Origin of the sequence: Streptomyces xantholiticus (assembly GCF_014651015.1) — a bacterium.
In the GTDB taxonomy this organism is placed as follows: Bacteria; Actinomycetota; Actinomycetes; order Streptomycetales; family Streptomycetaceae; genus Streptomyces; species Streptomyces xantholiticus.
Window position 1 is genome coordinate 159,876 of sequence record NZ_BMWB01000013.1, and the last position, 24,062, is coordinate 183,937.

General features: G+C 68.3%; 19 protein-coding genes and 2 pseudogenes. 10 read left to right on the forward strand and 11 right to left on the reverse strand.

The window, feature by feature from the left end:
- Window positions 1–20: 20 nt before the first annotated feature.
- The 5 genes from IE198_RS20245 to IE198_RS20265 all read right to left on the reverse strand — a co-directional run bounded on the left by IE198_RS20245 (window position 21) and on the right by IE198_RS20265 (window position 3,976).
- Window positions 21–1,961, reverse strand: coding sequence for a DUF2075 domain-containing protein (locus IE198_RS20245; protein WP_189888569.1), 1,941 nt, complete (start codon window positions 1,959–1,961; stop codon window positions 21–23).
- Between the two features lie 169 nt (window positions 1,962–2,130).
- Window positions 2,131–2,787 (reverse strand): class I SAM-dependent methyltransferase, encoded by a 657-nt coding sequence (locus tag IE198_RS20250; RefSeq protein WP_189888571.1) that lies wholly within the window; start codon window positions 2,785–2,787, stop codon window positions 2,131–2,133.
- Window positions 2,788–2,857: 70 nt separating this feature from the next.
- The gene (locus IE198_RS20255) at window positions 2,858–3,358 is read right to left on the reverse strand and encodes a glycine-rich domain-containing protein (protein WP_189888573.1); all 501 of its coding nucleotides are present in this window, start codon (window positions 3,356–3,358) and stop codon (window positions 2,858–2,860) included.
- 133 nt (window positions 3,359–3,491) lie between these two features.
- Window positions 3,492–3,731 carry a hypothetical protein gene (locus tag IE198_RS20260; protein WP_373299907.1) on the reverse strand — a complete coding sequence of 80 codons (240 nt, stop codon included), beginning with the start codon at window positions 3,729–3,731 and terminating at the stop codon, window positions 3,492–3,494.
- On the reverse strand, window positions 3,728–3,976 hold the full coding sequence (locus IE198_RS20265) for a hypothetical protein (RefSeq protein WP_189888575.1): 249 nt from the start codon (window positions 3,974–3,976) through the stop codon (window positions 3,728–3,730). Before IE198_RS20265 ends, IE198_RS20260 begins: the two co-directional genes overlap by 4 nt.
- A gap of 214 nt (window positions 3,977–4,190) precedes the next feature.
- On the opposite strand from IE198_RS20265, the pseudogene IE198_RS20270 reads away from it, so the two are divergent.
- Both IE198_RS20270 and IE198_RS20275 read left to right on the forward strand, forming a co-directional pair.
- A pseudogene (locus tag IE198_RS20270) lies at window positions 4,191–4,430 on the forward strand (helix-turn-helix domain-containing protein); the annotation flags it as partial.
- A gap of 82 nt (window positions 4,431–4,512) precedes the next feature.
- Window positions 4,513–5,572 (forward strand): annotated as a pseudogene (locus IE198_RS20275) (NF041680 family putative transposase); the annotation flags it as partial.
- A gap of 124 nt (window positions 5,573–5,696) precedes the next feature.
- Here the strand turns inward: IE198_RS20275 and IE198_RS20280 are convergent.
- Window positions 5,697–5,984: a hypothetical protein gene (locus IE198_RS20280; protein WP_189888577.1), complete on the reverse strand. Its 288-nt coding sequence runs from the start codon at window positions 5,982–5,984 to the stop codon at window positions 5,697–5,699.
- A gap of 116 nt (window positions 5,985–6,100) precedes the next feature.
- Here IE198_RS20280 and IE198_RS20285 point away from each other — a divergent pair, with 116 nt between their 5' ends.
- Window positions 6,101–6,496, forward strand: a complete 396-nt coding sequence (locus IE198_RS20285) for a hypothetical protein (RefSeq protein WP_189888579.1) — start codon at window positions 6,101–6,103, stop codon at window positions 6,494–6,496.
- 29 nt (window positions 6,497–6,525) lie between these two features.
- Here IE198_RS20285 and IE198_RS20290 read toward each other — a convergent pair whose 3' ends face one another.
- Window positions 6,526–6,813: a hypothetical protein gene (locus IE198_RS20290; RefSeq protein WP_189888581.1), complete on the reverse strand. Its 288-nt coding sequence runs from the start codon at window positions 6,811–6,813 to the stop codon at window positions 6,526–6,528.
- Window positions 6,814–7,222: 409 nt separating this feature from the next.
- On the opposite strand from IE198_RS20290, the gene IE198_RS20295 reads away from it, so the two are divergent.
- The 3 genes from IE198_RS20295 to IE198_RS20305 all read left to right on the forward strand — a co-directional run bounded on the left by IE198_RS20295 (window position 7,223) and on the right by IE198_RS20305 (window position 9,907).
- Window positions 7,223–7,510: a hypothetical protein gene (locus IE198_RS20295; RefSeq protein ID WP_189888583.1), complete on the forward strand. Its 288-nt coding sequence runs from the start codon at window positions 7,223–7,225 to the stop codon at window positions 7,508–7,510.
- A 626-nt stretch (window positions 7,511–8,136) separates the two neighbouring features.
- Window positions 8,137–9,207 (forward strand): putative hexosyltransferase, encoded by a 1,071-nt coding sequence (locus tag IE198_RS20300; RefSeq protein ID WP_229834126.1) that lies wholly within the window; start codon window positions 8,137–8,139, stop codon window positions 9,205–9,207.
- Between the two features lie 559 nt (window positions 9,208–9,766).
- Window positions 9,767–9,907 (forward strand): hypothetical protein, encoded by a 141-nt coding sequence (locus IE198_RS20305; protein ID WP_189888585.1) that lies wholly within the window; start codon window positions 9,767–9,769, stop codon window positions 9,905–9,907.
- 133 nt (window positions 9,908–10,040) lie between these two features.
- On the opposite strand, the gene IE198_RS20310 is transcribed toward IE198_RS20305, so the two are convergent.
- Window positions 10,041–10,715, reverse strand: a complete 675-nt coding sequence (locus IE198_RS20310; protein WP_189888587.1) for a class I SAM-dependent methyltransferase — start codon at window positions 10,713–10,715, stop codon at window positions 10,041–10,043.
- 440 nt (window positions 10,716–11,155) lie between these two features.
- Between IE198_RS20310 and IE198_RS20315 the strand changes: the two genes are divergently transcribed.
- Both IE198_RS20315 and IE198_RS20320 read left to right on the forward strand, forming a co-directional pair.
- Window positions 11,156–11,998, forward strand: a complete 843-nt coding sequence (locus IE198_RS20315) for a helix-turn-helix domain-containing protein (protein WP_189888589.1) — start codon at window positions 11,156–11,158, stop codon at window positions 11,996–11,998.
- Window positions 11,980–12,189: a DUF397 domain-containing protein gene (locus tag IE198_RS20320; protein ID WP_189888591.1), complete on the forward strand. Its 210-nt coding sequence runs from the start codon at window positions 11,980–11,982 to the stop codon at window positions 12,187–12,189. The genes IE198_RS20315 and IE198_RS20320 overlap by 19 nt, the downstream gene beginning before the upstream one ends.
- Window positions 12,190–12,252: 63 nt before the next feature.
- Here IE198_RS20320 and pglX read toward each other — a convergent pair whose 3' ends face one another.
- The 3 genes from pglX to IE198_RS20335 all read right to left on the reverse strand — a co-directional run bounded on the left by pglX (window position 12,253) and on the right by IE198_RS20335 (window position 20,915).
- A complete protein-coding gene (gene pglX, locus IE198_RS20325; RefSeq protein ID WP_189888593.1) occupies window positions 12,253–15,903 on the reverse strand; it encodes a BREX-2 system adenine-specific DNA-methyltransferase PglX in 3,651 nt (1,216 codons plus the stop codon).
- The gene (gene pglW, locus IE198_RS20330; protein ID WP_189888594.1) at window positions 15,900–20,618 is read right to left on the reverse strand and encodes a BREX system serine/threonine kinase PglW; all 4,719 of its coding nucleotides are present in this window, start codon (window positions 20,616–20,618) and stop codon (window positions 15,900–15,902) included. The genes pglX and pglW overlap by 4 nt, the downstream gene beginning before the upstream one ends.
- A 99-nt stretch (window positions 20,619–20,717) precedes the next feature.
- A complete protein-coding gene (locus IE198_RS20335) occupies window positions 20,718–20,915 on the reverse strand; it encodes a hypothetical protein (protein WP_189888596.1) in 198 nt (65 codons plus the stop codon).
- A 119-nt stretch (window positions 20,916–21,034) separates the two neighbouring features.
- Between IE198_RS20335 and IE198_RS20340 the strand changes: the two genes are divergently transcribed.
- Window positions 21,035–22,798: a TIGR02677 family protein gene (locus IE198_RS20340; RefSeq protein WP_189888599.1), complete on the forward strand. Its 1,764-nt coding sequence runs from the start codon at window positions 21,035–21,037 to the stop codon at window positions 22,796–22,798.
- The gene (locus IE198_RS20345) at window positions 22,795–24,057 is read left to right on the forward strand and encodes a TIGR02678 family protein (RefSeq protein WP_189888601.1); all 1,263 of its coding nucleotides are present in this window, start codon (window positions 22,795–22,797) and stop codon (window positions 24,055–24,057) included. Before IE198_RS20340 ends, IE198_RS20345 begins: the two co-directional genes overlap by 4 nt.
- Window positions 24,058–24,062 lie beyond the last annotated feature (5 nt).

Sequence of the window (24,062 nt, forward strand, 5' to 3'; positions counted from 1 at the left end):
CACTTTTCGCACATGCCCGACTACACCAGGGCGGGTGCCCCCACCCCGGACGCCGGGTGCACCAGCGAGCGCAGCTTGTCGCGCGTCTCCGGGTCGGTCGAGTAGATGATCGTGCCGACCATGCCCCGCGTCAGCAGCACCTTGTAGGTGTTGCGGATCAGCCGGTCGATCTCGCTGTCCGGCGTCGACTTCGTGAAGATCGGGTCCTTCGAGGCCGACCGGTCCACGACCCAGCGGTCCGTCCGCCACACCAGATCGGGACCGATGATCACGCCCGACCAGTCGTACTCGAAGCCCTGCGCCGTGTAGACGCACCCGACCTGGCCGAAACCGTCCGGGTCGGTGGCCCACAGGGGCGCGGGCGGCGCACCGAGGACGGACCGGTCGCCGTACACGTTCCAGGGCCGCGCCCACTGCCCGATGACGACGTCGGCGGGCAGCTCGGTCATGCCCGGGGTGACCTTGGTGGTCCACTTCCAGCAGTAGCCGGCCGACATCCGCGCCCCGTAGCCCTCCGCCCGGCGGGCGAGAAGGAAGTCCTCCAGCTCCTGCGGACTCTCGGCGGTCCGCAGCTCCAGCTTGCCGTCCGGCTCCCACGGCGCGGGCGTGCCGCCCTCCAGCCCGAGCAGGTCGACGACCCACTTCTCGTACGCGTCACTGCCGCCGCACCGGAACTGCCCGTCCAGCTCCACGACCGTGCACTCCAGTCCTTGCGCGGCAGCGGCCCGCTGGATCTCCGCCTTGGTCCCCATCTCGCCGGGCCGCACCACCTGGTGCTGGTCGAGCAGGAACACCGGCACCCGGGCCGCCTCGATCAGCTCCGCCACCTGGGGACGGCCGGTGCGCAGCTCCGCCCGGGTGTAGCGGTTGGCGGAGGTCTTGCGCAGCCGGTGGGCCTCGTCGCAGATCAGGACGTCGAGGTCGTTCGGCTCGGCGTCCATGAAGCTGTTGAAGTACATGAACAGCTTCTGCACGGCGGGCTTCCGCGCCCCGGCGACCTTGCGCATGGTCTTGGTGAACGACGCGGACCCGGTGGCGTGCAGAGCGGTCACCCCGCGCCGGTACAGCTCACCCAGGAGTGACAGGGCGACCACGCTCTTGCCGGAGCCGGGACCGCCGGTCACCACGACGACCTGCTTGTGGTTGGACTGCTTCGCCTTGCGCACGGCGGACATGACCTGCTCGTAGGCGACCCGCTGCTCGGCGATGAGCACGAACTGCTCGCGGTCGCGGATCTCGGCCGCCGCGACGGCCATCAGCTGCTTCGACGGCCGGATCCTGCCGTCGAGCAGTATGTCCGCCGCCTCCGCACCGGGCTTCGCGGCGAGCCGCGAGCGCAGGAAGTCCAGGAAGGCGGCGCGCTGTTCGCCGGTGTACATCCGGCCGTGCTGGTCCTCCGTGACGCTCCGCAGGCCCGCGATACGGGACTCGGCCGCGTTGTGCAGGAACGCCACCCCGGCCAGCGCCTTCGGCATCCGCTCCAGCGCGCCGTTGAACGACAGCAGGTACTCGCAGTAGCCCCGCACCTGCTCGATCGGGTTGAGCACGGCGTCCGGATACGCGTCGATCCGGCACAGCAGCGGCTCGTCCTCCTCCGGGTAGGCCGCGCTCCACTGCTTCAGTTCGACCACGACGTACGACGGTTCGCCCGTGGTGGGGTGCACGCCCGCGAGGACGGCGTCCGCGCGCTTGCTGGTGAGGGGCAGGCCGTACTCGATGAGCACCTCGACGTCGCCGAGCCCGGCGTCCATGAGTGCGTTGACGAGAGCCGGGATGCTGCGTTCCCAGGACCTGATCTCCGCCTGCCCGGCTCTGCGGCCGTGCAGATGGCGGAAGTTCTCGGTCAGATGCAGCGCCAGCGACCCTTCGATGATGCGGGCCGCCACGGACGCCGCGGACTCACGGAACAGCAAGGAAATGCCCCCAGGCAGCACGAAGAAGACTCGTGCGGGTGGGGGCATGTCCTTCGTGGTCCGCCGTGCGCTCTCGCGAGGCGGATCAGGAAGCCCGTCGGGCCGCTGAGATTGGTACCCGCCATTTTAGGTCGCGGTGTCGATCACGAGGGAAGAGATTTGCGCGAACCCGGCCGGATTCGGTGGCGGGGGTGCGAGGGCGCCTCGTGAGAACCGGTCACGGGGCGACCGCACGGACGAGGAGCGTTCCGATGTGCCCGGGGTGAGGCGCTTGTAGGACCTGCGCGTCGGCTGCGGTGAACCCGGCCGTGGTGAGCAGGCGCTCCCACACCGCCGGGCGGTAGCTGTAGCGGTAGGTGAACATCGCCTTGCCCGCGAAGCCTCCCTTGTACATGCCCTGCGGCCCGTACGCGCCGGGGATGGCGGGAGGCTGCGAGAAGACGAAGACGCCGCCGGGCCTGAGCCGCCGGCGTACGAGCGGGAAGAGACGGGCGGGGTTGGTGAACCAGGCGGCTCCGAAGATGGAGTAGACGGCGTCGTACGCCTCCTCCTGCCCGTCGAGATACTCCAGGACCTCGGCGCACACGAACGCCGCGCCGGTGCCGACCCACTTCGAAGTGGTCTTCTCGACCATGACGGGGGACAGGTCGACGCCGTGAGCGGTGACGCCGCGCCGAGCGAGGTGGGCGAGGGCGCGGCCGGTGCCGCAGCCGATCTCCAGCACGGAACGCGGGTCGCCGAGCAGTTCGGGACCGGGCCCGTGACCGGCGTACTGGGTCCAGCAGAAGCCCGGCTCGGCGTCGTCCTTGAAGGCGGAGGCCGCGTAGGCGTCCCAGAGCTCGGTCTCGGCGGCGATGTCGTGCTGTGCGGGCAAGACGCTTCCTCTCTGCGGGGCGGCGGCCCCTGCCCTCTTGGGATCGAGGCCAGGGGCCGCGCTGGGCGGTTCAGTGGCTGTCGGGGACCTTGTTGTCGCACGGCGAGCAATCCGTGCCGTCGATCGCCCACAGTTCATCGTCGATGGTGAACCCGATGGACTTCAGGAAGTCCGCCGTACGCAGGCAGAGTCCGTCGCGGCGGCGCTCGATGAACGGGGCGTGGTGCTTGAAGCGGCCCTCGTTGTAGGCGTCGCAGAGCGCCCACCACACGGGTGTGTCGAGGATGAGCTGGCGGACGCCGATGTCGACGAGCTTCCCCACTCCCAGGTGGACCTCGGGGTGCTCCATGCAACCGATGGTGTACATGATGGCGTTGCCGAGGACGCGTTCCGCCATGTCGCGGACCATGGTGTGGTCGCGCAGCAGCAGGGCGACCTCGCGATCCCACAGGCTCATGCCGCTGTCGAGGACGTTGACGGTCAGGTGCCTGATGCGCGGCTGGACGGCGTTGAGCAGCTCCTTCGGGTCCCTGGTGCGGATGCGGGAAGGGTTGTCGAGCGTGACGGTCATGGGCGTTCTCTTTCTGGGAGGTGTCGTACGGGGGAGCGGATCGGCACGAAGTCGGCCGGGACGGGACGGAGTGGGGTGGGGAGGGGCGGAGGGCGGGTGACGGGGGTGCGGCTCCGGAAGGGGGGTGGTGCCGTCATCTGGGCTGTCTGCTGCGGGCGTTCACCTCGGCGAGGAGGGCGCTCAGCAGCTCGTCCTGGGTGAGGGGGCGGAGGCGGTCGGGCTCGGCGTCCCACTCGCGGCCCCCGCCGAGCGGGCGGACCTGGACGTACGGGCCCTCGTGGCCCATGACGCGTCCGATGCGGTCATGGGCGCTGTCGTGGACGGCCACGCCGACGGTGACGGCGGTGGGCGTCCCGTCGGCGTCCTGAGTCACCTGGCGATCCCCTTCGTGATGACGTCCGCGAGCAGGTGCGCGATCGGGGCCGAGCACACGCCGAGGTGGACGAGCGCGTACCGGGCGTCGTCCTCGCGGTCGTCGGCCCACGGGGTGCGGATGTCCATCGCGGGGAGCTGGATGCCGGCCTGCGTGAGGGCGGTGGCGAGGGCGTCGCGGGCTTCGACCGCTTCCTGGATCTTGGGGGTGTGGGGAGGGCGGGGAGTGTGAGCGGTGGAGGTCATGTGTCCTCGTCGGTGTGGTGGGCGGGGCGGCGCGGTTCCGCTGATTCCATGGCCGGGCTGGGCTGGCTGAATTACGCTGTGTAGTCCGGCCGTTACGAGGATGCGGCTGGATGTGGGCGACCGTGGTTTGGACGGGGTGGTGCTTCCCCGTCCCGCGGAGGTGGTTCCACACGTTCCACATCGGTCACGCGCACGTCCCGGAGGGAGCAGCGGTATGCCGCAGCGACGCGTCATCACCGGCCGCAGCCAGGAGCCCCGTCAGCGGTTCGCCGAGGAACTGCGGACGTTACGGGCGGGGAGCGGGACGAGCCTGCGGGCGCTCGGTGAACGGCTCGGCTGGGACTGGTCGTTGTTCGGCAAGATGGAGAAGGGCGAGACGCTCGGCAGCCCGGAGGTCGTCCAGGCGCTGGACACGCACTACGGGACGCCGGGCCTGCTGCTGGCGATGGCGGAGAGGGGGTACGTCACCGTCCATGTGCTGTTGCAGAGCTCAGGAGTGCACGGCTTGGTCGGCACCGACGTGTGGTTCCTACGCCTTGCGGACGGACGCCCCCACCAGCCCGGACCGGCTCTTCTGCCACGTCTAGCGGGCGAGGCCGCAGCGCGGATCAGTTCATCCCAGGCTGGCCCTGCTCCTTCGTCGCCGCCCTGAAACGGGACGCACATCGTGGACCGCCGTGCTGGACGCGATCCGTCGGGGCCCGGCCGACGACGCCACCGCGGTGACCGCCGCACAGCTCCGCGACGTCGCCTACGTCCTGGCCGACCTGCCCGTCGAACTGGTCGGCAGGCTGCGCTCGGACCGGGTCATGCTCCGTGACGCAGGCCCCCGGCGTTCCACCCCGCGCGGCGGGCAGCCCCGCAAGCACGGCGGTGTGCTCACTTTCTCCAAGCCGGCCTCCTGGCACACTCCCGGCCAGGCCACGACCTGCGACACCAGCCACGGCAAGGCCGAAGTCCTCGCCTGGGACCGGATGCACCCACGTCTGACAGCCCGAGGGCCCTGGCTGGACCACTGCGGTGAACTCCCTATGATTCACGGCACGTTGATCCGGCTAAGGTCGATCACCTGCCCGGTGTCCGCGACCCGAAACCGGTCTGGCTATGGTCCTCCAAGACCGGCATGACCAGCGCCGCCGTCGACCTGCGCTGGCAGGCGTTCCTTCGCAGATTCGATCTTGAACAAACTTTCCGCCTGTTCAAGCAGATCCTGGGCTGGATCGTCCCCAAGGTCCGCGACCCGCATACCGCCGACCTGTGGACCTGGCTGATCATCGCCGTCCACACCCAACTCCGCCTCGCCCGGCCCCTCGCAGAGGACCTCCGCCGCCCCTGGGAACGACCCAGTGAGCCCCGCCGACTCACTCCGGCCCGCGTTCGCCGAGGGTTCCGGTACCTCCGCGCCAAGACCCCCCGTCCTGCGGGTGCACCGAAACCCTCCCGGCCAGGCCCGGACGTCCAACAGGCTCACAAAACCGCAGGCCAGCCCCACGCTGCAAGCCCGGGAAGCCCGGGAAGCCCGGGAAGCCCGGGAAGACCGTGAAACGAGCCGAAACCCTCACCGAAGACGTCCGCCTGAAACAGCAGCGCGGTTAAAGATCAAGCTCAACGCAGAGAGCCCCGTCTGGTCACGCCATCGCCCTTATAGCCGCATGGATGTGCCCGGCCGGACAGACCCGGCCGGGCACAGTCATCGACGCCGGCGATCGGCAGCCTCGCGTCAGAGCAGCTCCACGATCACCTTGTCGATGTTGTACCTGCAGTCCGGTACATAGACGCGCACCGTGCCGCTCTTCTGGTCCACACGTTGCGAGTACTTGTCTGACTCGAAGTCGCATACTGCCCGGGCGTGCCACTTGCCGGAGCCGGTGCACTCGGCCCAGCCTCCTGTGCTACCGGAACTTGTCTTGCAGGACAGTCCCGAGACGCCCACCTCGCCGGCCACTGCGGGGGCTGCCCCCAGCAGTAGTGCCGCGCTTGCCAGGACAGCCGTGATACGGCCTTTCATCGTTCCCCCTCTTCGATGGACGCGTGTCGTGCGAGTGCATGGCATCGCGCGGCACACGGAAGCCCCTTGTCTAGGGCGGCTTGACAGGCAAATCTAGGGCGGGTTAACTTTCCGTCATGACGGATGAGCTCGCAAACAGAGGGATGCACCGTGTCCGCGCGAAACGCCAGCGAGACGGATGGGTTCTGCAGATTGCCGGTACCGATGAGGTATGGATTCGCCGGCTCACAGAGGCGGCCGCAGCTGCTCGGAGCCGGATCGCCGAGGCCACCGACGTCCCGTCGGGCGAGGTTAATATCCAGGTCGATATCCACCTGGACGAGCCTCTGCAAAGCAGAAAGAGGGAAGCGGTGCAGGCGATTCTGGACGCCCGCCGCGCCCAGGAGAAAGCGGCTCGAGCCTATCGGGACGTGGCCAGAAGCCTCCAGGAATCCGGAGTGTCGGGGGCTGAAATTGCCTTGATCCTCGACATTTCCCGGCAGCGTGTGTCGCAACTGCTGGCCGACAAATAGGATTCACTGGAGGCCCGGCCGATGTGCCGTTACTTCATCTCCACCTGAACCCGGGCAATGTCCCAGGAGCAGTCCACCGCGTATCGACGGGTGGTGCCACCGCTCTGGTCGGACCAGGTCGTGTACTTGTCACGCTCGTTGTTGCAGATGGAGACCACGCGCCATGTGCCGGAGCCGGTGCATTCGGCCCACCCCCCGGTGCTGCCGACGCTGGTCTTGCAGGACAGGGCCTGCGGCGCGGCCGTGGCGGTCGGCATGGTCAGTCCGAAAAGAGCCGTCGCGCCGATAACAGCTGCAGCGATACCTCGTCTGTTCATTTTTTCCTCCCCTGTGCGTACCGCGGAGCGCGGCACTCACGCAGCCTGCACGAAGCACATTCGGTGATCAACGGACTATCGAGACAATGGCCGGGAATGGCGCTTCCGAACTGGCACATAAATCGGGACTTTACCCGCCGCTTGACCAATCCGAATCGGCCGAGCATTTGGCCGACTTCCCTGTGGGCTCGGAGACTCGGCGCCTCACGTATCGACACAAAAGGCACAGTAAGGATCTGTGCAAAATGCGCAATGGAGACTTTTCCCGCAAAGTGCGCCTGGTTCGGATCAGCTCCTGCCCGAGGCGCTGGCTTTTGCGCCAACGTTTCGCACGCGGTTGATCAGCTGCGCTGCGGTGATGCAGGCTGCGTGAGTGCCGCGCTCCGCGGTACGCACAGGGGAGGAAAAAATGAACAGACGAGGTATCGCTGCAGCTGTTATCGGCGCGACGGCTCTTTTCGGACTGACCATGCCGACCGCCACGGCCGCGCCGCAGGCCCTGTCCTGCAAGACCAGCGTCGGCAGCACCGGGGGGTGGGCCGAATGCACTGGCTCCGGCACGTGGAGGGTCCGCTCCGTGTGCAGCTTCGCCGACTACGACCGGTACACCGAGTGGGTGACCACGAACAAGAAGACGCGGGTGTACGCGTCGGAGTGCAACTTCAGCATCGTCGATGTCGTGGTGCAGGTGAAGTAAAAGAGCCGCGAGCGAATGCGCCGGCAGATGTGATCAGCAGAAGCTCCCGGCTGTAATGCTGACAGTGCACGATCGTATCGTTGCCACCAGAAAGTGACCCTCGGGTCGACTCGCGATATTTTAGGCGCGAGACGCGGAATTGCGCCTACAGCAGGTGCCGGCACATCGTTCAGGCGCAGGTGTGAGCCCCGGACAGGAGTGTGCGTACCGGTCCGGGGCTCACATTCACACCATAGTCCTTCGTCGAGCTCCGCGAAGCCATTGAGGGCCGCAGCCCACAGAAAGTTTGGCAACGCTACCTCGAGGCGCGTCGATCTTTAGTGCATTAGTGAGTATTTACTCAATACGGACATTGGCTCGCCGATCCATATGCGTCACTGCACCCTCGTTGATTCAGCCATCTCTGGCTGATTTTGCATCCAAGGGTTCGAAGCTGACCACTGCGTTGGAGGCCGCCCCATCGCCTGAAATAATGCAGGTCGCACCGCATAGAGACGTCGGGCGGCACAGAAATGTGAGTGAAAGGTTCCACGAAGGTGTCGTCACAACTGCTTGCAAACAGACGACAAGTGAAGTCAGTAGATGCCGACATCGGCCGACATTCCGTGACGCGATTCGCTACCCCCTTGTCGGCAGTCCTGCTATTCGCCTCGATCAAGGCAGTTGGCCTTGTGGTCCTGACTTTCTGGTCGCACACCCAGGAAAAAAGCGCTCTGCACTTACTCAGCCGACGATGGGACTCGCTGTGGTATGCACGAGTAGCTGAGCACGGCTACGGCTTCACCCTGACCGCCCCAGACGGTCGAGAACTGTCAAGCATGGCCTTCTTTCCGCTAGTTCCCTGGCTGGAAAGGGCAGTAAGCATCACCGGGCTCACCTTCGGACATGCAGGACTGCTCATCAGTGCGATGGCGTCGGTCGTCGCAGCTCTCGGCCTGTTTCACCTGGGCCGTCACGTCCACAGTCCCCAAGCCGGCACTCTCCTCGTCTGCCTGTGGGCCTCGCTGCCCGTCTCCATCGTCCAATCCATGGCGTACAGCGAGTCCCTCTTCGTCGCACTCGCTGCATGGAGTCTCTACTTCCTCATGCAGGATCGATGGGTCGCTGCCGCGGCCCTGGCCTGCGCAGCTGGCTTGACGAGGCCCGTCGGGGTCGCCATAGGCATAGCCATGTGCACCCACGCGCTCACACGCCTGCGCCATTCGGACAACAGGGCTTGCATCCTCGCATCGTGCGCCCTCTCCCTGTCGGGAACCGCTGCCTACGTACTGTGGGTAGGAAGCCAACTAGGCACCTTCCTCGGGTACCTGGACGTACAAGCAGCCTGGGGAAATGGATTCGACGCCGGATACTCATTCGCCCGCTTCCTCGGCGAATTCATCTCACCATCACCAATCCTCACGGCAGTCCTCCTGCTCGCCATCATCGCCCTTACTGTCATCCCCCACGTCATGATGCGCCTGCGCGGATACCCGCCCGGCCTGATTGCCTACTCAGCCGTGGTCACCGCCATGGCCATGGGCGCGTCCGGATACTTCGGGTCCAAGCCGCGACTCCTCATACCAGCATTCCCGCTGCTCCTGCTCGTCGCGATCACTCTGCAGCGCTCCGCAAAGCCCTACCTCTGGATCGCACCCCTCGTGATGACAAGCGCCCTCTACGGCGCCTTGTGGCTCAACGGTTCGGGGCCGCCGTAGACGGTCCCGACAAGGACGTCGTCTTTGTCCCCAACTCACTCATAGAGGACGAGGAGCGGTCGGCTTGAGCAGTTCCCGGACAAGCGACCGGCTCTCGGCGCTCCCATGGGCAGCGCGCCTGTTTGCACCTCGTGTCGTGCCGCGGTCCCGCCATGGGGCGTGAGGATCACCTCCTGTCGGGCGGCAGTGTCACGGACACCCGAGGACACCGCATGTGACTTGGAGGGGTGCGGAGGCGCGGGCTGCTGCGTTTTTGGGGGCGGAATGCCGAGTGCGCAAGCGCTGGTCAAGGCGGTAGGCAAAGACCTGGTCGGACAGACGTTCAGGCATCACTGCTCGGACGGCGTGCTCGTCTTCCGCTCCTCGGGCCAGGACCGACGGCGGCCAGCATCTACATGGAATTGGCCTCCCGCCTTGCCGAGCCCCTGCTGCTCATCTCGCTGTCCTTGCGGTCCGCGGCAGGGTCAAGCGGTAAGGAAGGCGCGCCACCCGCTGCGCGCAGCGGTCAGACAGCTACGGCCAGGACAGCTCGCTGCCGTCGGCCTGGTCGGTGAGGACGATGCGCACGGTCGGGGTGTTTGCCGTACTCGCCGATCCATGCCGCTGGCTTCCGGTCGACGACGTCGCCGCCCGGGCCGTGGCCGACGGCGTGGAGGCGTGCGCGCACTGCCGCGCCGACACGGCCCTCGGCATCAGCTAGAACATGCGCTACGGACCCTCCGCCAACGCGCGCCGTCTGGGCGCCCGGTCAGGGAGCGGTCGTGTTCTGTCGCCTGTCTTGGACTGAACGCCACCGCGCAGCAGTTGAGTCAGCGACGACGGCGTCTGTCCCTTCATGCGCGGGTGTGGGCCCGTACCAAGAGGGTGCCGAGCTTGTTTGGCTCGGGAGCTTCGAGCACCAAGGCTTGGACGCCGGTGAAGCCATGTTGCTTGAGCAGGTCGGCCCACGCTTCAGGGGTGTACTGCCAGCGGAGCACGGTGAGTTCATGTTCCCGGCCCTCAAGCCATTTGCCCCGCATCGGCTGCGGTCCGTAGGCACCAGGGAGCGGCTCGGCTTGGCTGAAGGCAAGGACACCGCCCGGGGCCAGACGCTTGGCCACCAGAGGGAACAACTGCTCGGGGTCGGTGAACCACACAGCACCCCACACCGAGTAGACGGCGTCGAACAACCGGGTGCCTGAAGCGAGATAGTCGCAAGCGTCCGCGTGGACGAAGTCGAGCCCCGGCACGCCGTCCCACCATCTCCGGGCGCGCTCCACCTGGACGAGGGAGAGGTCGACGCCGGCCACTTCCACGCCTTGCTGAGCCAGGTACACGGCCTCCTTACCCTCCGCGGGGCCGAGATCCAGAGCGCGTCGCGGCTCGCCGAGCAGCTCGGCACCAGGGCCGTGGCCGGGGTACTGGGTCCATTCGAAGCGGTTCACGACGGGGGCGGGCTGCTCACCCTCTCCCCGGTGCGGCATATAGGTGTCCCAGTACTCGGCCGGAGTGTCGGGCACACGGGGCATGGAGCTCCTCCGGGAACGGTGAGGCCGATGGAGACGGCCACCGTACCGGTGACGCCCGATGCGCCGGGGAACTGACACAACATCGTCGCGCCCCGCACAGTCGAGGGCCCGGGGACGCTCCCAACGTCCCCGGATCCGATCGTTCCCTGAGTACCAGTACCAGTACCAGTGGCAGTTCTCGCCAGGCCGGCAGGGCCCGCACTTGGCGTAGTCGGCTTCCCACAGCCTCCAGTCGACCGTTCGGTGTGGTGGTCGGTGCGGTTCCGTTGAATCCATGACCGGGCTGTGCTGGCTGAATTACGCTGTGGAGTCCGGTCGTTACGAGGATGCGGCTGGATGTGGGCGACCGGGTGGTGGACGGGGTGGTGCTTCCCCGCCGTGCGGAGGTGGTTCCACACGTTCCACATCGGTCACGCGCACGTCCCGGAGGGAGCAGCGGTATGCCGCAGCGGCGCGTCATCACCGGCCGCAGCCAGGAACCCCGTCAGCGGTTCGCCGAGGAACTGCGGACGTTACGGGCGGGGAGCGGGACGAGCCTGCGGGCGCTCGGTGAACGGCTCGGCTGGGACTGGTCGTTGTTCGGCAAGATGGAGAAGGGCGAGACGCTCGGCAGCCCGGAGGTCGTCCAGGCGCTGGACACGCACTACGGGACGCCGGGCCTGCTGCTGGCGCTGTGGGAGCTGGCCGCCGGGGACCACACGCAGTTCCGCGAGCGGTACCGGCGGTACATGGCGCTGGAGGCGGAGGCGCTGAGCCTGTGGCACTTCGCGGTGAGCGTGCTGCCGGGGTTGTTGCAGACGCCGGGGTATGCGCGGGAGGTGCTGGCGGTCGGCGGGCTGAAGGGTAAGGAGCTGGAGCAGCAGGTCGAGGCGCGAATGGGACGGCGGGAGTTGTTGGAGGCACAGGACGCACCGCCATTCCGGACGATCCTCGCGGAGGCGGTGTTGCGGACGCCGGTGCGGGGTGCTGCTGAGTGGCGGGCGCAGTTGGAGCACCTCGCAGAGATGGCGGAGAGGGAGTCCGTCACCGTCCAGGTGCTGCTCCAGAGCGCAGGAGTGCACGGCTTGGTCGGCACCGACGTGTGGTTCCTACGCCTTGCGGACGGACGGCCTGTTGCTTACACCGAGAATGCTCACTGGGGTGAGCTGGTGGAAGAAAGTGCCAGGGTCGAACGCTTGCAGCGTGCCTACGATGTGGTGCGCGACATGGCCTTGCCCCCTGGCGAGTCGCGAAAGTTCATCCTGCGCATGTTGGAGGAAGTGCCGTGCGACCTTTCGACTTGACCGCCGCGACCTGGCGGAAGAGCAGCTACAGCAACCCGGATGGTGGTGCTTGCGTTGAGGTCTCGGACGACTTCGCCGCTGTCGTGCCGGTTCGGGACAGCAAGGTTCCGCACGGTCCGGTGCTCGTGTTCCGGGCCGGTGGATGGTCCTCCTTCGTTTCGGCAATCAGGGACAGTCAGTTGAGCGACTGAACATGCAAGTCAACGGCTCCGCGATCTGTTTCGATCGCGGGGCCGTTTGCGTTCTCGGGCGGGTTACTTCTTGGTGGTACGGCGTCCTCTGGTCGCGGCGGCCGGGCGCCAGGCGCGCAGGTCGTCGTCGGTGAGGCCGTGCTTGCCCTGTTCCATCTGCCGGTCGCCCTCGAAGAACTTGGCGGGGGTCGGGGCGAAGAGCGGATCGGGCTCGTTGTGCCACTGGTTCAGCCACGGCTGAAGTTCCAGCAGCCCGGTGAGGAGCGGGGTTACCTCTTCGGTGGTCAGGCCCTCGTGCGTGGCGATGTACGTGTCGAGCGCGATCGCCTGCTCCCGGTGGTCCCAGCCTGCCCAGCCGTACAGGTCGGGGGTGGCGACGTTGGCTCGCGCGTACGAGATGAACCGCTCCTTCGGCACGTCCAGCTTGCCGCGCGCCCGCCAGTAGGAGGGGCGCAGGAAGTCGGCCGAGGTGTACTTCGGCGGTACGGGAATGCTGTCCCGGATCTTCCGCTTGGCCGACTCGTCCGGAGCGGCGTCCTCCTGCCGCTGGAGATCCCAAACGTGCTCCCAGTCCGCGCGCTTCTTTAGGGCGGCGGGCTTGTAGCGCAAGGTGGCGAGGAACGGAACGTGCTCGTCGGTCATCAACTCGGCAACCACGGTGGGCAGTTCCTTGCGCGGCGCGTAGATCTTAGCGACGGAGACGAAGTCCTCGTCACGGGAGAGGTTGTCGGTGAGCCGGGAGAGAGTGACGAGCGCGGGCATCCCGTTCTCGTCGAACCAGTGCGCACGGTCCTCGATCCGGTCGAGCAGCCACGACTCAATTGCATGGTCTAGAAGAGAATCCCAGCCTTCCGATTTCCAGCGCCGCTTAAACTCCGGTCGTTCTACCATGCCGATTGCTCGGTTCTGCTCTATGGCCTCTATCCGCTTATGCACGAGTTCACGGTAGGCGGCGGGCCAGTGCTCGGGAATCTCGATGATGGGCGTGGATCCGTGCCGCCTGAACCACTCGTCGCTTGCATCGCCCGAGAGGACGCGTCGCGCGAGAACGATCTCGAACGCACGCTCCCCGAGGGCGAGTTCGGGAATTTCGAATGAGTCCAGGTCTTCAGAGGCGCGCAGGTTTTCTGGGTGCAGGTGGTAGAGCCAGTAGACGTGCCAGTCCAGTTCCTCCTGGAGTGCGATCATGCGGGCGCGGATGGCATGCCACGAAGCCTTAGCATCGCGGAGCACGGTAGGTGTCGGAGTAGCCCTCGCGGCCACCCTTGCAGGACTGACGGAGTCCAGTTGCCTCGAGAGGTGATCTAGGGCGGACCCGAGATCGGTGGGGTAACGACTGGGTAGCGGAAAGCCTTGCAATTTGGTGCCTGTGAACTCAAACGAATTCTTCCATGCTTCGCTTCCCATGGCCGAATATCCTGCGTCAACTCGTGCGCCGCCTCCCTCCCCTTTGTTGTGTGAGACCTGCTGGAGCCAGAAGCAAGCGGTTGAGCTATTGAGTAGTCCAAGCAGCCGTAGATAGTCTTCCTTGCTCGCTCCATCCCGAAGTTTGATCACGGGCGCATGCTGATTGAAGACGCGTCCCCCTCGATCCAGAACAAAATGGTTATGCGTTGCGACAAATGGGAAGATCAGGGAGAGGGGACTTCGGTAGCGGTCCGGCACCCAGCGATACCAAGTCCACCACGGCTTGCCTAGATCCTCTTGGCTTTGCCCGCCGAAATCCTTCGTGGAGCGCAGATGGCTCCGAGCGAGCCAGAGGAGCCGAGCCCAGGAGGCGTCTTCATCGTAGGGAAGTGGGGATAGATCGGTCGCATATGGGGTGATCGCGTTTTCTGTCGAGTGAACCCCCCAGTCTCGGACCGCTTCGCCGGCGATGTACGACCTTGACACCTCGTCAGCTACTCGCTGTCGAAGCAAGGCGGCAGGTGTGCTCACGAATGCATCATTCTGTCCGGGGAAGCTGGCGAATCCGATGTCTCGGGAAATGATTGATCGCAGTCGAGCCGTGGCGGCGCTCTCGATTGCTTCGTTCAGCTCAAGACCGCCGTCAGCCAGAATCCACGGCTGCTTGCCGAAGTAGCGTTCGCGCCCCAGATCATTTACGGAGACCCACTGGCTCACAGATCCCGGCGTGTCGACCTGTTCAACGATCGCGCGCCAAACGTGCCCGTCCTCGGCGTTTCCCGGCGCTGAAGGCTCGCCTTGGATGCTTCGCACTGTACGAATGGTTTCTGAACGTCTGTTCCCGCTGCGACGCTTTCCGATCAAGATGACCGTCGGTGTTCCGTGCCCTGGGATGTACGCCCCCGAGGAGTCGATGACTTCGGTCAGCTCCACATCGTGCCCGAAGTAGGTTTCAATCAGCCGTGTGCCGAACTCCCGCTTCATGAACGAGTTCGCCGTAATCTGTCCGACCAATCCGTACCCGAGCCCGCTCTCCGTATCCCCCACCTTCGCCAGCTCGAAGAACCGCTGAGCAAAGGGAACCGACAAGGCGTACTTCCCCGCGCACGCGTCGTACAGACCCCGATAAAGCTCATTAAGCTTCTTGTCCTTCACCGTAATATACGGTGGATTCCCCACCACCACGTGATACCGCCCCGACCGCAAAATATTCGGGTGCTCGTGCACATCCTCAGTCTCGTACTTGAAGTCGGCCAGCTCATCCGCGCCCTCCTCCTCCAAGTCGTCAAACAGGTTCCCCTGCTTGTGCCGGTGTTTGATGAGCGAGTCGCCCACCGCCAGGTGAATCGGCCACTCGTACTTAGCGGCCTCCGCCAGCGTCCGCACCCCACTCGCCGCCATAGCCGCCACCAGCAGCCGGAACCGAGCGATAGCCACCGCGAACGGGTTCAGGTCCACACCGTGCACGGAGTTCAGCGCCTCCCGCACCCGCTCGTGCACGTCCTTGCCCGGCCGACCGTCCGCCCACAGCCGAACCAGCCGCCGGAACGCCCCCAGCACGAAGTGCCCCGACCCGCACGTAGGGTCGATCATCTTCAGGCCCTCGTAGCCGAACTCCCGTACCGCCGGGTCCATCGTCCGGTCGAGGATGAACTCCTCCACGAACTCCGGCGTCTGGAGCAGCGCGTACGTCTTCCGCGCCGCCTCGCTCAGGTCCTGGTACAGGTCGCCCAGGAACCGCGTGTCCCAGCCCCGCGTACCGTCCCCGTCCTCCTCCAGCGGGTCCGTGAAGTCGTGGACTAGGAGACCGTCCTCGTCCCGCCTGCGCCAGAAGTCCACCAACTCACGCGCACCGTCATGCGACAACGGGATCTGGAACAGCGGGTTGTGCCGCCGGTCGAACAGCAGCCGTCCCGCCTGTCCCGCCCCCAGCTCCTCGAACGCCTGCTCCAGCCAGCCCCGGTACGTCGGGTCCTCGGACCTCGCTACGTACTCCTCGAACCGGGCCAGCGCCAGATCCCGCCGGTCACCCTCCGGCGACGTCAGGTACGGCTCCGGGATCAGGCGGTTGTCCTCGCAGAACCGGACGAAGACCGTGCCCAGCACCCACGCCACGGCGACCTGCGTGACCCGCTCGTCCAGCCAGGAGTTCCAGGTCGCCGCCGTGCGGCCCAGCTTGCGCGCACGGTCGTACTCGGCGCGCAGCTTCTCGCCCTCCGCCACCACCTTGACCTGCTTGCCGAGATCGGTCTCGACCGCCTTGACCTGGCGCTTCAGGTCTTCCAACAGAGCCTTGCGGTCGATCACTCGTCGTTCCCCTCGTTACCGTTCACGATTGTGTTCGCGCCCACGACACCCACGCCCGTCACGCCGGACAGGTAATCCTTCTTCACCCACGAGTCCGGCAGGTCGATCCATTCGCCCAGGCCGGCCTGGTAGGCCACGGCCGTGTGCCCGAGCTTCGGCTCGCGCCCGGGGTCCGCCTGCGGCACCAGCAGCCACAGCCCGCGTCCGCCCTGGCGCGCTGCCTCCGCGAGCCTGTCGAGGACGCCCATCCCGTCGTACCGGGCGAACACGGCCACCTCGGTCAGCAGGACCGGGCCCGAACCGGCCCCTGGGGCGAGCAGTTCCCGTATCTGAGGCTCCACCGTGCCCCACGCGGTCCGCGCGTACTCGCCGAACTTGAGCGCGCCCCGCGAGCCGGGCTCGGCCACGTCCGCCTTCAGCAGCGTCTCCCAGGTCGGCTTGGTGCCCGGGGGGACCAGTGCGTGCATCGACTCCAGGAAGAGTTCCGTCACGGACACCGCCTGCGCGCCGATGCGGTGGCCCGCCAGCCTCCGTACCGCCTCGACCGTGCGGGCGTGGTGCACGGTCAGGACCCGGTAGCCGTCGTGCCGGGCCGAGGCCAGCAGCCGTTCGTCCGCGCGGACCCCGCCCGCCACGAGCGGGTCGTCGGAGTAGCGTGTCGCCGTGCCGGCCTGCGTCGACCGGCCCCAGTTCCCGCCCGTCAGATAGCTGGACGCGCTGTCCATGCGCGTCGGCAGATAGCGCGACGTCCGGGTGTCCTCGCGCGTCGACAGGGTGAGGTCGAAGCCCGCGTCGCGCAGGGCCTTGGTCAAGGGCCCGCCGGTCGGCAGCTCGTGCGTGCTCGTGCCCCGGTGGTCCCTGACGACCAGCTCAGGGAAGCGGGCCCGTACCCGTTCGTGGACGTCCTCGCCCGTCAGGCCGGGCTGCCGTGCCTCCGGCACGCCCGGGATCAGCCGCACCAGTCCTGCCTGCGTGAGGCGCAGGGCCCGTACCAGGGGCAGGTCGCGCGGGTAGATCTCCAGGCGAGGCGTGGCCGCCGCGTTCACGGACGCGGCGGCGGCCAGTTCGACCAGGCGCCTCTCGTCCCAGTCCACGACGCCGGGCGGCGGGGTCAGTGCGCCCAGCTCGCTCAGCACGGTCGTAGCCGTCGGCAGAGTCTCCAGGCGGGTCAGTCGGTCGGCGGTCCTGCCCAGGCGGGTGGCGTAGTCGAGCAGGCCCGGAGCCGTCGGGGTGTCCGGGGCGTCGACCTCCCGCACGTCCAGCGCGAGCAGGCCCGCCGCCAGGACGTCCTCCGTGGCCTTGCGGTTGGCCTGGTGCTGGAACTCCGCCTCCTCCGGCTGGAGTTGCTCCACCTCCACGACGGCCCGCACCGCCGCCAGGGCCAGCGCGCGCCGCTGTTCGCGTCCCGCCAGCTGCGTACCGCGCCGCACGGCGAGGGCGTCGGCGATCTCGACTGCCGAGGCGACCCGGCCGAGGCCGACCAGCAGGCCGACGATCTCGTCCCGCAGCGCCTGGACCGCCGGGTGCTTCTTCCAGCGCTTGCGCTCCTCCTTCAGCATCTGCGGGATGCGCCCGGCGGACAGGCCGAGGGCCTGCGCCACGTCCTTCTGCTTGGGCCAGACGCCGATGCCGGGCAGTTCGCCGCGCTCGTCCGGCAGGCGCAGCAACAGCCGTACCATCTCGACCTTGTTGCTGTTGGAGCGGTTGTTGTTCAGCTCCGGGACGAAGAGCGTGGCGAGGAGGTCGAGGCTCAGCGACCGCAGCGCGGACTCGCTCAGAGCTGCCGCTCCCTCGCCCACGGCCAGCGCTCCGGCGACCGCCGACTCGGCGGCGGTGAGCTGGGCGAGTTCCTCCTTCGCCTCCGCGCGGCCCTTCGGGGTGAGCGGGGACAGCGGTGCCTCGCGCAGCAGCCTGCCCCACTGGCGCTGGCGGCGCTGCACCTCGGTGCGGGTCTTGGTGCCGAGGCCCGGCGCGTTGAGGAGCTTGCTGCGGCTGTAGTCGAGGAGGCCGCCGACGGTCGTGATCCCGAGGCCGTAGAGGAAGGACTCGGCGGCCGGGGTGAGACCGGCCGCGGACAGGTGCGTGTCGCGGGTGACCGCCGCAGCGAGGCGTTCGCGCTGCTCGTCGGCGGTGAGCGGCTCGGCGTCCGCGATCACCGCCGCGCGCTCGCCTGCCGCAGGCTTCTGCGGCGCGGGCTCGGGGTGGCGGGAGCGGTGGCTGGACGGCACGGTCTGCGTGGCGTCCAGGAAGATCTTCTTCCAGGCGTCCCGCATCGGCTTCAGCTCGGGAAAGCGCTTCGCCGCGTCCCGGTGGAGGGCCTTGCGGAAGAACGCGACCAGGCCGTCCCGTACGGCGGGTTCGAAGGCGTCGGCCTGGACGGTCGGGTAGGGGAACTCCTTCGCGTCCGTCATCCTCGGCGGGACCGAACCGTCGCCCCACCGGGGCAGCTCGCCCGAGGCCATCTGGTGCAGGGTGACGGCGACCGCGTACCGCTCGGCGTGCGAGTCGTACGCGGTGCGGGTCAGGGTGCCGATGAACGGGTCGAGGTAGCCGTCGGTGCCCGCCTCGTAGTCCTTCGCCGGGTAGCCCGCCAGCGAGAAGTCGATGAGGACCAGCTCGCGGGTGCGGTTGGGGCGGATGCGGATGGCGATGTTGTCCGGCTTGATGTCGCGGTGCCAGACACCCTCGCCCTCCAGGAAGTCCACGGCCCCGAACAGGTAGTCCCCGTACGCCTCCAGCTGGTCCATCTTCAGCCGGCCGTGTTCGCGCAGCTGGCGTGCGACCGTCTCCTCGCGGCGGCGGGTGCGCGTGCCGGTGCCGGTGCTCGTGCCGGTGCTGGAGTCGGCGGTCTCGGCGTCCTGGTCGGTGGCGTCGCGCTCGTCGCCCACGTACTCCAGGGCGAGGACCGTACGGGGCCCGATGCGCAGCGGCTCCGGCTGGACGAGCCGGATCACCCGGGAGTCTGGGCGCAGCCGGTTCATCACCTCGGCCTCGTGGACGAGGATCTGGCCCCTGCTGTCCGAGAGGGCCACCTTCAGGACGGCGAACTGCCGGGTCCTGCGCGCCTCGGCCTCGAGGTCGCGGACGAGGAAGGCCCGGCTGGTGGAGCCGGTGCCCAGGCGGCGGCAGACTTCCCAGCGCCCGCCGAGCACATCACCGGCCACCGCGTCGAGGGGATCCTTCTCGGGGTCCTCGGCCGGTTCGGGCTCGGGCGCCGAGGCCGGCGCGGTCAGACCGTCTTCGACGATCTCCAGCATCTCCAGGAACTCGTCCACGGAGGACAGGCGTTGTCCGGGCCGGTAGGCGGTCGCCGCCTGGACGAGGAAGTCGATGTCCTCGGAGAGGTCGTCGACCAGCGAGCTGGGGCGCAGGCCCTCGCCCGCCTCCAGCCGTGCCAGCAGCTCGGCCTGGCTCGCGGCCGGGGCTCTGCCCGTGACGAGGAGGTAGGTGAGGACGCCGAGGCCGTAGACGTCCAGGTAGACCGGGTCGGCCTTGAGGGCAGTCAACTCGGGGGCGAAGTAGGGGTCGGAGCCCTCCGCCAGGTGCATCGCCGAGAGCGCCGTCGGTGCGAAGCGGGTCATGCCCTGGCCGCTGCCGCCGTCCGTGCCGGTGGCGCGCTGGGTGGCGATCTGCCAGTCCGAGATCTCCAGGCGGGGGGTGAGCCAGGCGGCTTCCTCACCGACCGTCTGCCCGCGGCGGCCCCGGTTGCGGGGGATGACGTGGATGGCACGGGCGGCCAGCGCCCGGTGGTGGATGCGGGCGGAGTGCGCGGAGCGCATCGTCTCGGCGAGCTGGCGGACCAGCGCCATCCGGCCGAGGATGTCCAAACTCTTGCCGTGCTGGAGCAGGTATTCGTCGAGGCGCAGCGTGCGCGGGTCGTAGTCGAAGATCAGGGCGGGGCCCGCGGAGTGCCCGGACGGGAAGTACTGCTTGAGCTGGACGACGCCGGGGTGCTTGAACCGCTGGAGTACGGCCGCTTCACGGCGGGCCGCGTTCTCCACCGACCGCCGGATCGACGCGTCCGATCCGCGCTCACTGAGGTAGACGCGGACGCGGGCCACCTCGGGCAGCTCGCTGTGGTTCGCCTTGTAGTCGGCCCAGGTCGGGCCGGAGTCGAAGGACTTTCGGTCCAACTGGTAGGGACCAACCTTGTATTCGGCGTCACTGCGCCGGATGCCGATCCGTTCCAGCGCGGCCTTGATCTCGCGGGATTCGACGGCCGTGATACGGCGCCGCTCGTCGCGTGGCCGCTCCTGGAGCATGGTGACCAGTTCGTCGACGGTGTGGACGCCGTTCTGGTCGTGGGCGGGCAGGCGGACGCGCAGGCCGCCGTCGGTGAAGCAGACGGCCTCGCCGACCCACACCCGCCTGCCGTGCTGGCCGAGCAGGGTGGCCAGCTCCTTCGCCTTCTTGTTGACGAGGTGCAGCGGGTTGCCGTGCGGACGGCGATGGCCACCGGGGGTGGTCTGGACCCAGGTGCCGTTCTCACTGGTCACAGAGCCGTGCCAGTCCTTGAGCTCGATCATGTACACGCCGCCGGGAGCGACGACGAGGAGGTCGACCTCGCGCACGTGACCGGTGTGGGCGGTGAACGTGAAGTTCGACCAGGCCCGCCAGGGATCTGCGTCCGGCAGCTTCTCCCGGATGGCTTCCAGGCCACGGTGCTCATGGTCGAACTCGGAGTCGGTGACCGTGGTCCACCGGCCTTCCCGCATGTGCCGTCCCCGCCTCTTGCACTCTGTGTCCAGTGGCCGTCCGCTCCTGCTCTTCCGGCCTTTCGTACCGTTTCCACCATGTCGCGGACCCGGTGAATCCTAGTGGTGGCCGCAGACAACGGGTATGTCGTCGGCGAAGGCGGTGACGGGCGGCCCGGAACCCGGGCAGCCGACCAGGGGGCGGTGCAGTTGCGGCCGGTGGACGTCTGCGTCGGGCCGGCGCAGAGAGCGGTCCGGGCTTCTGCCGACGAGCTTCGTAGCGAGCGTTTCACGCCCTACCAGCATGGTTTCGGACATGTCAGCGGTGGTACACCGGTCGCTGGATCGCAGCGCCGGGACGTGGCGCCGGGGCGCGGGGCCCGAAATCGGAGGATCGTGTACGTCGACCGCTGCCCGTCCGCAAGAATGGATCAGCGATGAGTACCCGGACCCAAGACCCGCACCCTGCACCCGACGACTACGCCCCCTTCGCCCACCTCACCGTCCCCAACGCCGCCCTCTACCGGCAGGTGATGCGCGCCTTCCTCGTCGCCAAGGAGCGGTTCGCGGTGCATCTGCGGCCGGAGGACGTGCACGCCGCCCTGGACGCGGGGAGCCGGCCCGCCGATGTCGAGGCGGTGGTGAAGGCGCTGGACAGTCTCGTCGGCTGGGGCAATCTGCGGGCCGATCCGGACCACGCGCGGGTGACGGCGGTCGAGGACTTCTACCGCAGGCGGTTCATCTACCAGCTCACCCGGGCCGGTGAGGCCACCGAGGCGGCGCTCGGGACGTACGACGAGGTGCTGGGCCGGCGCGGAGAACTCCAGGCGGTCGCGCTGCACGACATCGTCACGCAGCTGCGGGCGCTCCTGGTGATCGCCGCGGAGGACGAGCCCGACCCGGCCAAGGCGTACGTCGCCCTGTCCGTGCTGACGACCCGGTTCAGCGACCTCGCCGACAACGCCCGCGCCTTCATGGGGTCGCTCCAGCGCACCATCGATCTGCACGACATCGAGGTCGAGGCGTTCCTCGCGTACAAGGACCGGCTGATCCAGTACCTGGAGCGGTTCATCCAGGACCTCATCACCCTCGGCGGCCGGATCGCCCTGCTGATCGGAGAGCTGGAGGAACAGGGCCGGGTGGGGCCGATGCTGCGGCTCGCCGCCGCCCGGGAGGCCGCCGACGCCGCTCCCGAGGACGCAGAGCACGCGGAGGCGGCGGCGTACGAGAAGTGGGCCGACCGCTGGTCGGGGCTCGCGCAGTGGTTCGTGTCGGGGGAGGGGCGGGAGTCGCAGGCCAGGCTGCTGAGGGGGCGGGCGCTCGGGTCCATTCCGCAGCTGCTGGCCGTGGTACGGCAGTTGAACGAGCGGCGGGCCGGGCGGTCCGACCGTTCGGCCGACTTCCGCACGCTGGCGCGCTGGTTCGCCCAAGCGCCGGACGACGCGGCGCGGCACCGGCTGTGGCGGGTGGCGTTCGGGCTGCACTCCTCCCGGCACCTCACCGTCGACGCCGACACCCTCGCCGAGCGGGCGGCCTCGCCGGAGCCGGCCTCGACCAGGTGGAGTGAGGCGCGACCGTTGCGGATCAGCCCTCAGCTGCGCCGTACGGGCAGTTACGAGCGGCGGGGCAAGCCGCGCAAGGTCACCGATCGGGGCGACGCGAAGCGCAGGCTCGCCGAGATCGCCGCCCGGCAGGCGGGAGAGGCCAGGCAGGCGCGGGAGCGTCTCGTCACGGGCGGGCCGGTGCGGCTGTCCCGGCTGGGTGAACTCGACCCGCTCGCCTTCCAGTTGTTTCTGCGCCTGCTCGGCGACGCACTTGCCACCTGGCGGCCGGGCATGACGACCACCGTGGCCACCAGTTCGGACGGCTCCATGGAGATTCGGCTCACCGCCCTCGACGACGGCTCGACCGCCGAAGTGCACACCCCCGACGGGGTATTCAGCGGACCCGACCATGTGATCGACATCGTCGACCTCGCGGCGGGGGATGTGGGCGGTGGCGGGGCCGGTGCGCCTGCCGGGAACCTTCCCGGCCCCGTGGAGCCGGGTGCGTTGATGGGCATGCCCGTGTCCGTGTCCGCGTCCGTGCCCGCCCCCGCGCCCGTGTCCGCGTCCGCCCCCGCATCCGTCCCTCGGCAGGGCAGCCCCCTCCAGTCCGCCCAGCCCTCCCGCGCCGCCCAACCCCTCTCGGAGACCCGTTGACCGGCCCCCTCGCCGAAGTCCTCGACGGCCAGCACCAGGCCGACCTCCAACGAGCCGCGCGAGCGCTGCTGAAGGAGCCGCTGCTCACCGCCGACGGGCCGCACTCCGACGCGTTCCGGCTGGTGCGCCGGCACACCGCCGAGCTGCGGGAGTGGTTCGAGCGCAACGCAGGCTGGTCGCTGCGCACGGACCCCGACGCCGCACGCCTGCGCAAGACACCGGGCACCCTCATCGACGCCACGCATCCGGCCCGTGAGGCCACCCGGACCGCGCTGCCCTTCACCCGCCGCCGCTACGTCCTGCTCTGCCTGACGCTGGCCGCGCTGGAGCGGGGCGAGTCGCAGGTGGCCCTCGGACGCCTCGCCGAGCAGGTGGTGCTGGCCGCCGCCGATCCCGAACTCCTCGCCGCCGGCATCACGTTCACCCTGGAGCGGCGCGACGAGCGCCTCGACCTCGCGGCCGTCGTACGCCTTCTCCTGCGGCTCGGTGTGCTGCGGCGGGTGGCCGGCGACGAGGAGGCGTACGTCAGCGGATCGGGAGATGTGCTCTACGACGTGCGGCGGCGTGTGCTGGCCGGGATGCCGGCGTCCTTGCGGGGGCCCTCCCTGGTCGAGGCCGAGGACTTCGAGGAACGCTTGGTGGAGATGACCGCGCAGAGCGCGCTCGACAGCGACGAGCTCAGATTCCGCGCGATCCGCTGGAAGCTGACCCGCCGCCTCCTGGACGACCCGGTGCTGTACTACGACGACCTCACCGACGACGAACTGGCCTACCTCACCCGGCAGCGCGGCTTCATCACCGCGCGCATCAACGAACTGACCGGGCTGGTCCCGGAGGTCCGAGCCGAAGGCATCGCCATGGTCGATCCCCTGGACGACCTCACGGACGTACGCATGCCGGAGCAGGGCACGCACGGTCACATCACCCTGCTGCTGGCAGGGCACCTGGCGCGAGCCGCCGGGCCCGTCGAACCGGCGGAGCTGGCGGCACGCGTTCGGGAACTGGCCGTGGAGCACGGCGGCTTCTGGTCCAAGTCGGCGAGGGAGCCGGGCACGGAGCCCGAACTCGTCGAGCAGGCGCTGATGAAGCTGGTGGCGCTGGGGCTCGCCGTGCGTACGGAACGGGGCGTCGTGCCCCGCCCGGCGCTCGCGCGGTACGCGGTGGGCGAGGCCGTGGTCAAGGAACCGGGATCCGCCCGCCACCACCCCGCCGCACCCCCGGAGGCGACCGTGCAGGACGACATGAAGGACGGAAGGTGAACCGC

Excerpts from the sequence above, each read along its gene's own strand:
- IE198_RS20245 (WP_189888569.1), bottom strand. The coding sequence starts at position 1,961 with ATGCCCCCACCCGCACGAGTCTTCTTCGTGCTGCCTGGGGGCATTTCC.
- IE198_RS20255 (WP_189888573.1), bottom strand. The coding sequence starts at position 3,358 with ATGACCGTCACGCTCGACAACCCTTCCCGCATCCGCACCAGGGACCCG.
- IE198_RS20265 (WP_189888575.1), bottom strand. The coding sequence starts at position 3,976 with ATGACCTCCACCGCTCACACTCCCCGCCCTCCCCACACCCCCAAGATC.
- IE198_RS20280 (WP_189888577.1), bottom strand. The coding sequence starts at position 5,984 with ATGAAAGGCCGTATCACGGCTGTCCTGGCAAGCGCGGCACTACTGCTG.
- IE198_RS20285 (WP_189888579.1), top strand. The coding sequence starts at position 6,101 with ATGACGGATGAGCTCGCAAACAGAGGGATGCACCGTGTCCGCGCGAAA.
- IE198_RS20290 (WP_189888581.1), bottom strand. The coding sequence starts at position 6,813 with ATGAACAGACGAGGTATCGCTGCAGCTGTTATCGGCGCGACGGCTCTT.
- IE198_RS20295 (WP_189888583.1), top strand. The coding sequence starts at position 7,223 with ATGAACAGACGAGGTATCGCTGCAGCTGTTATCGGCGCGACGGCTCTT.
- IE198_RS20305 (WP_189888585.1), top strand. The coding sequence starts at position 9,767 with ATGCGCACGGTCGGGGTGTTTGCCGTACTCGCCGATCCATGCCGCTGG.
- IE198_RS20310 (WP_189888587.1), bottom strand. The coding sequence starts at position 10,715 with ATGCCCCGTGTGCCCGACACTCCGGCCGAGTACTGGGACACCTATATG.
- IE198_RS20315 (WP_189888589.1), top strand. The coding sequence starts at position 11,156 with ATGCCGCAGCGGCGCGTCATCACCGGCCGCAGCCAGGAACCCCGTCAG.
- pglW (WP_189888594.1), bottom strand. The coding sequence starts at position 20,618 with ATGCGGGAAGGCCGGTGGACCACGGTCACCGACTCCGAGTTCGACCAT.
- IE198_RS20335 (WP_189888596.1), bottom strand. The coding sequence starts at position 20,915 with ATGTCCGAAACCATGCTGGTAGGGCGTGAAACGCTCGCTACGAAGCTC.
- IE198_RS20340 (WP_189888599.1), top strand. The coding sequence starts at position 21,035 with ATGAGTACCCGGACCCAAGACCCGCACCCTGCACCCGACGACTACGCC.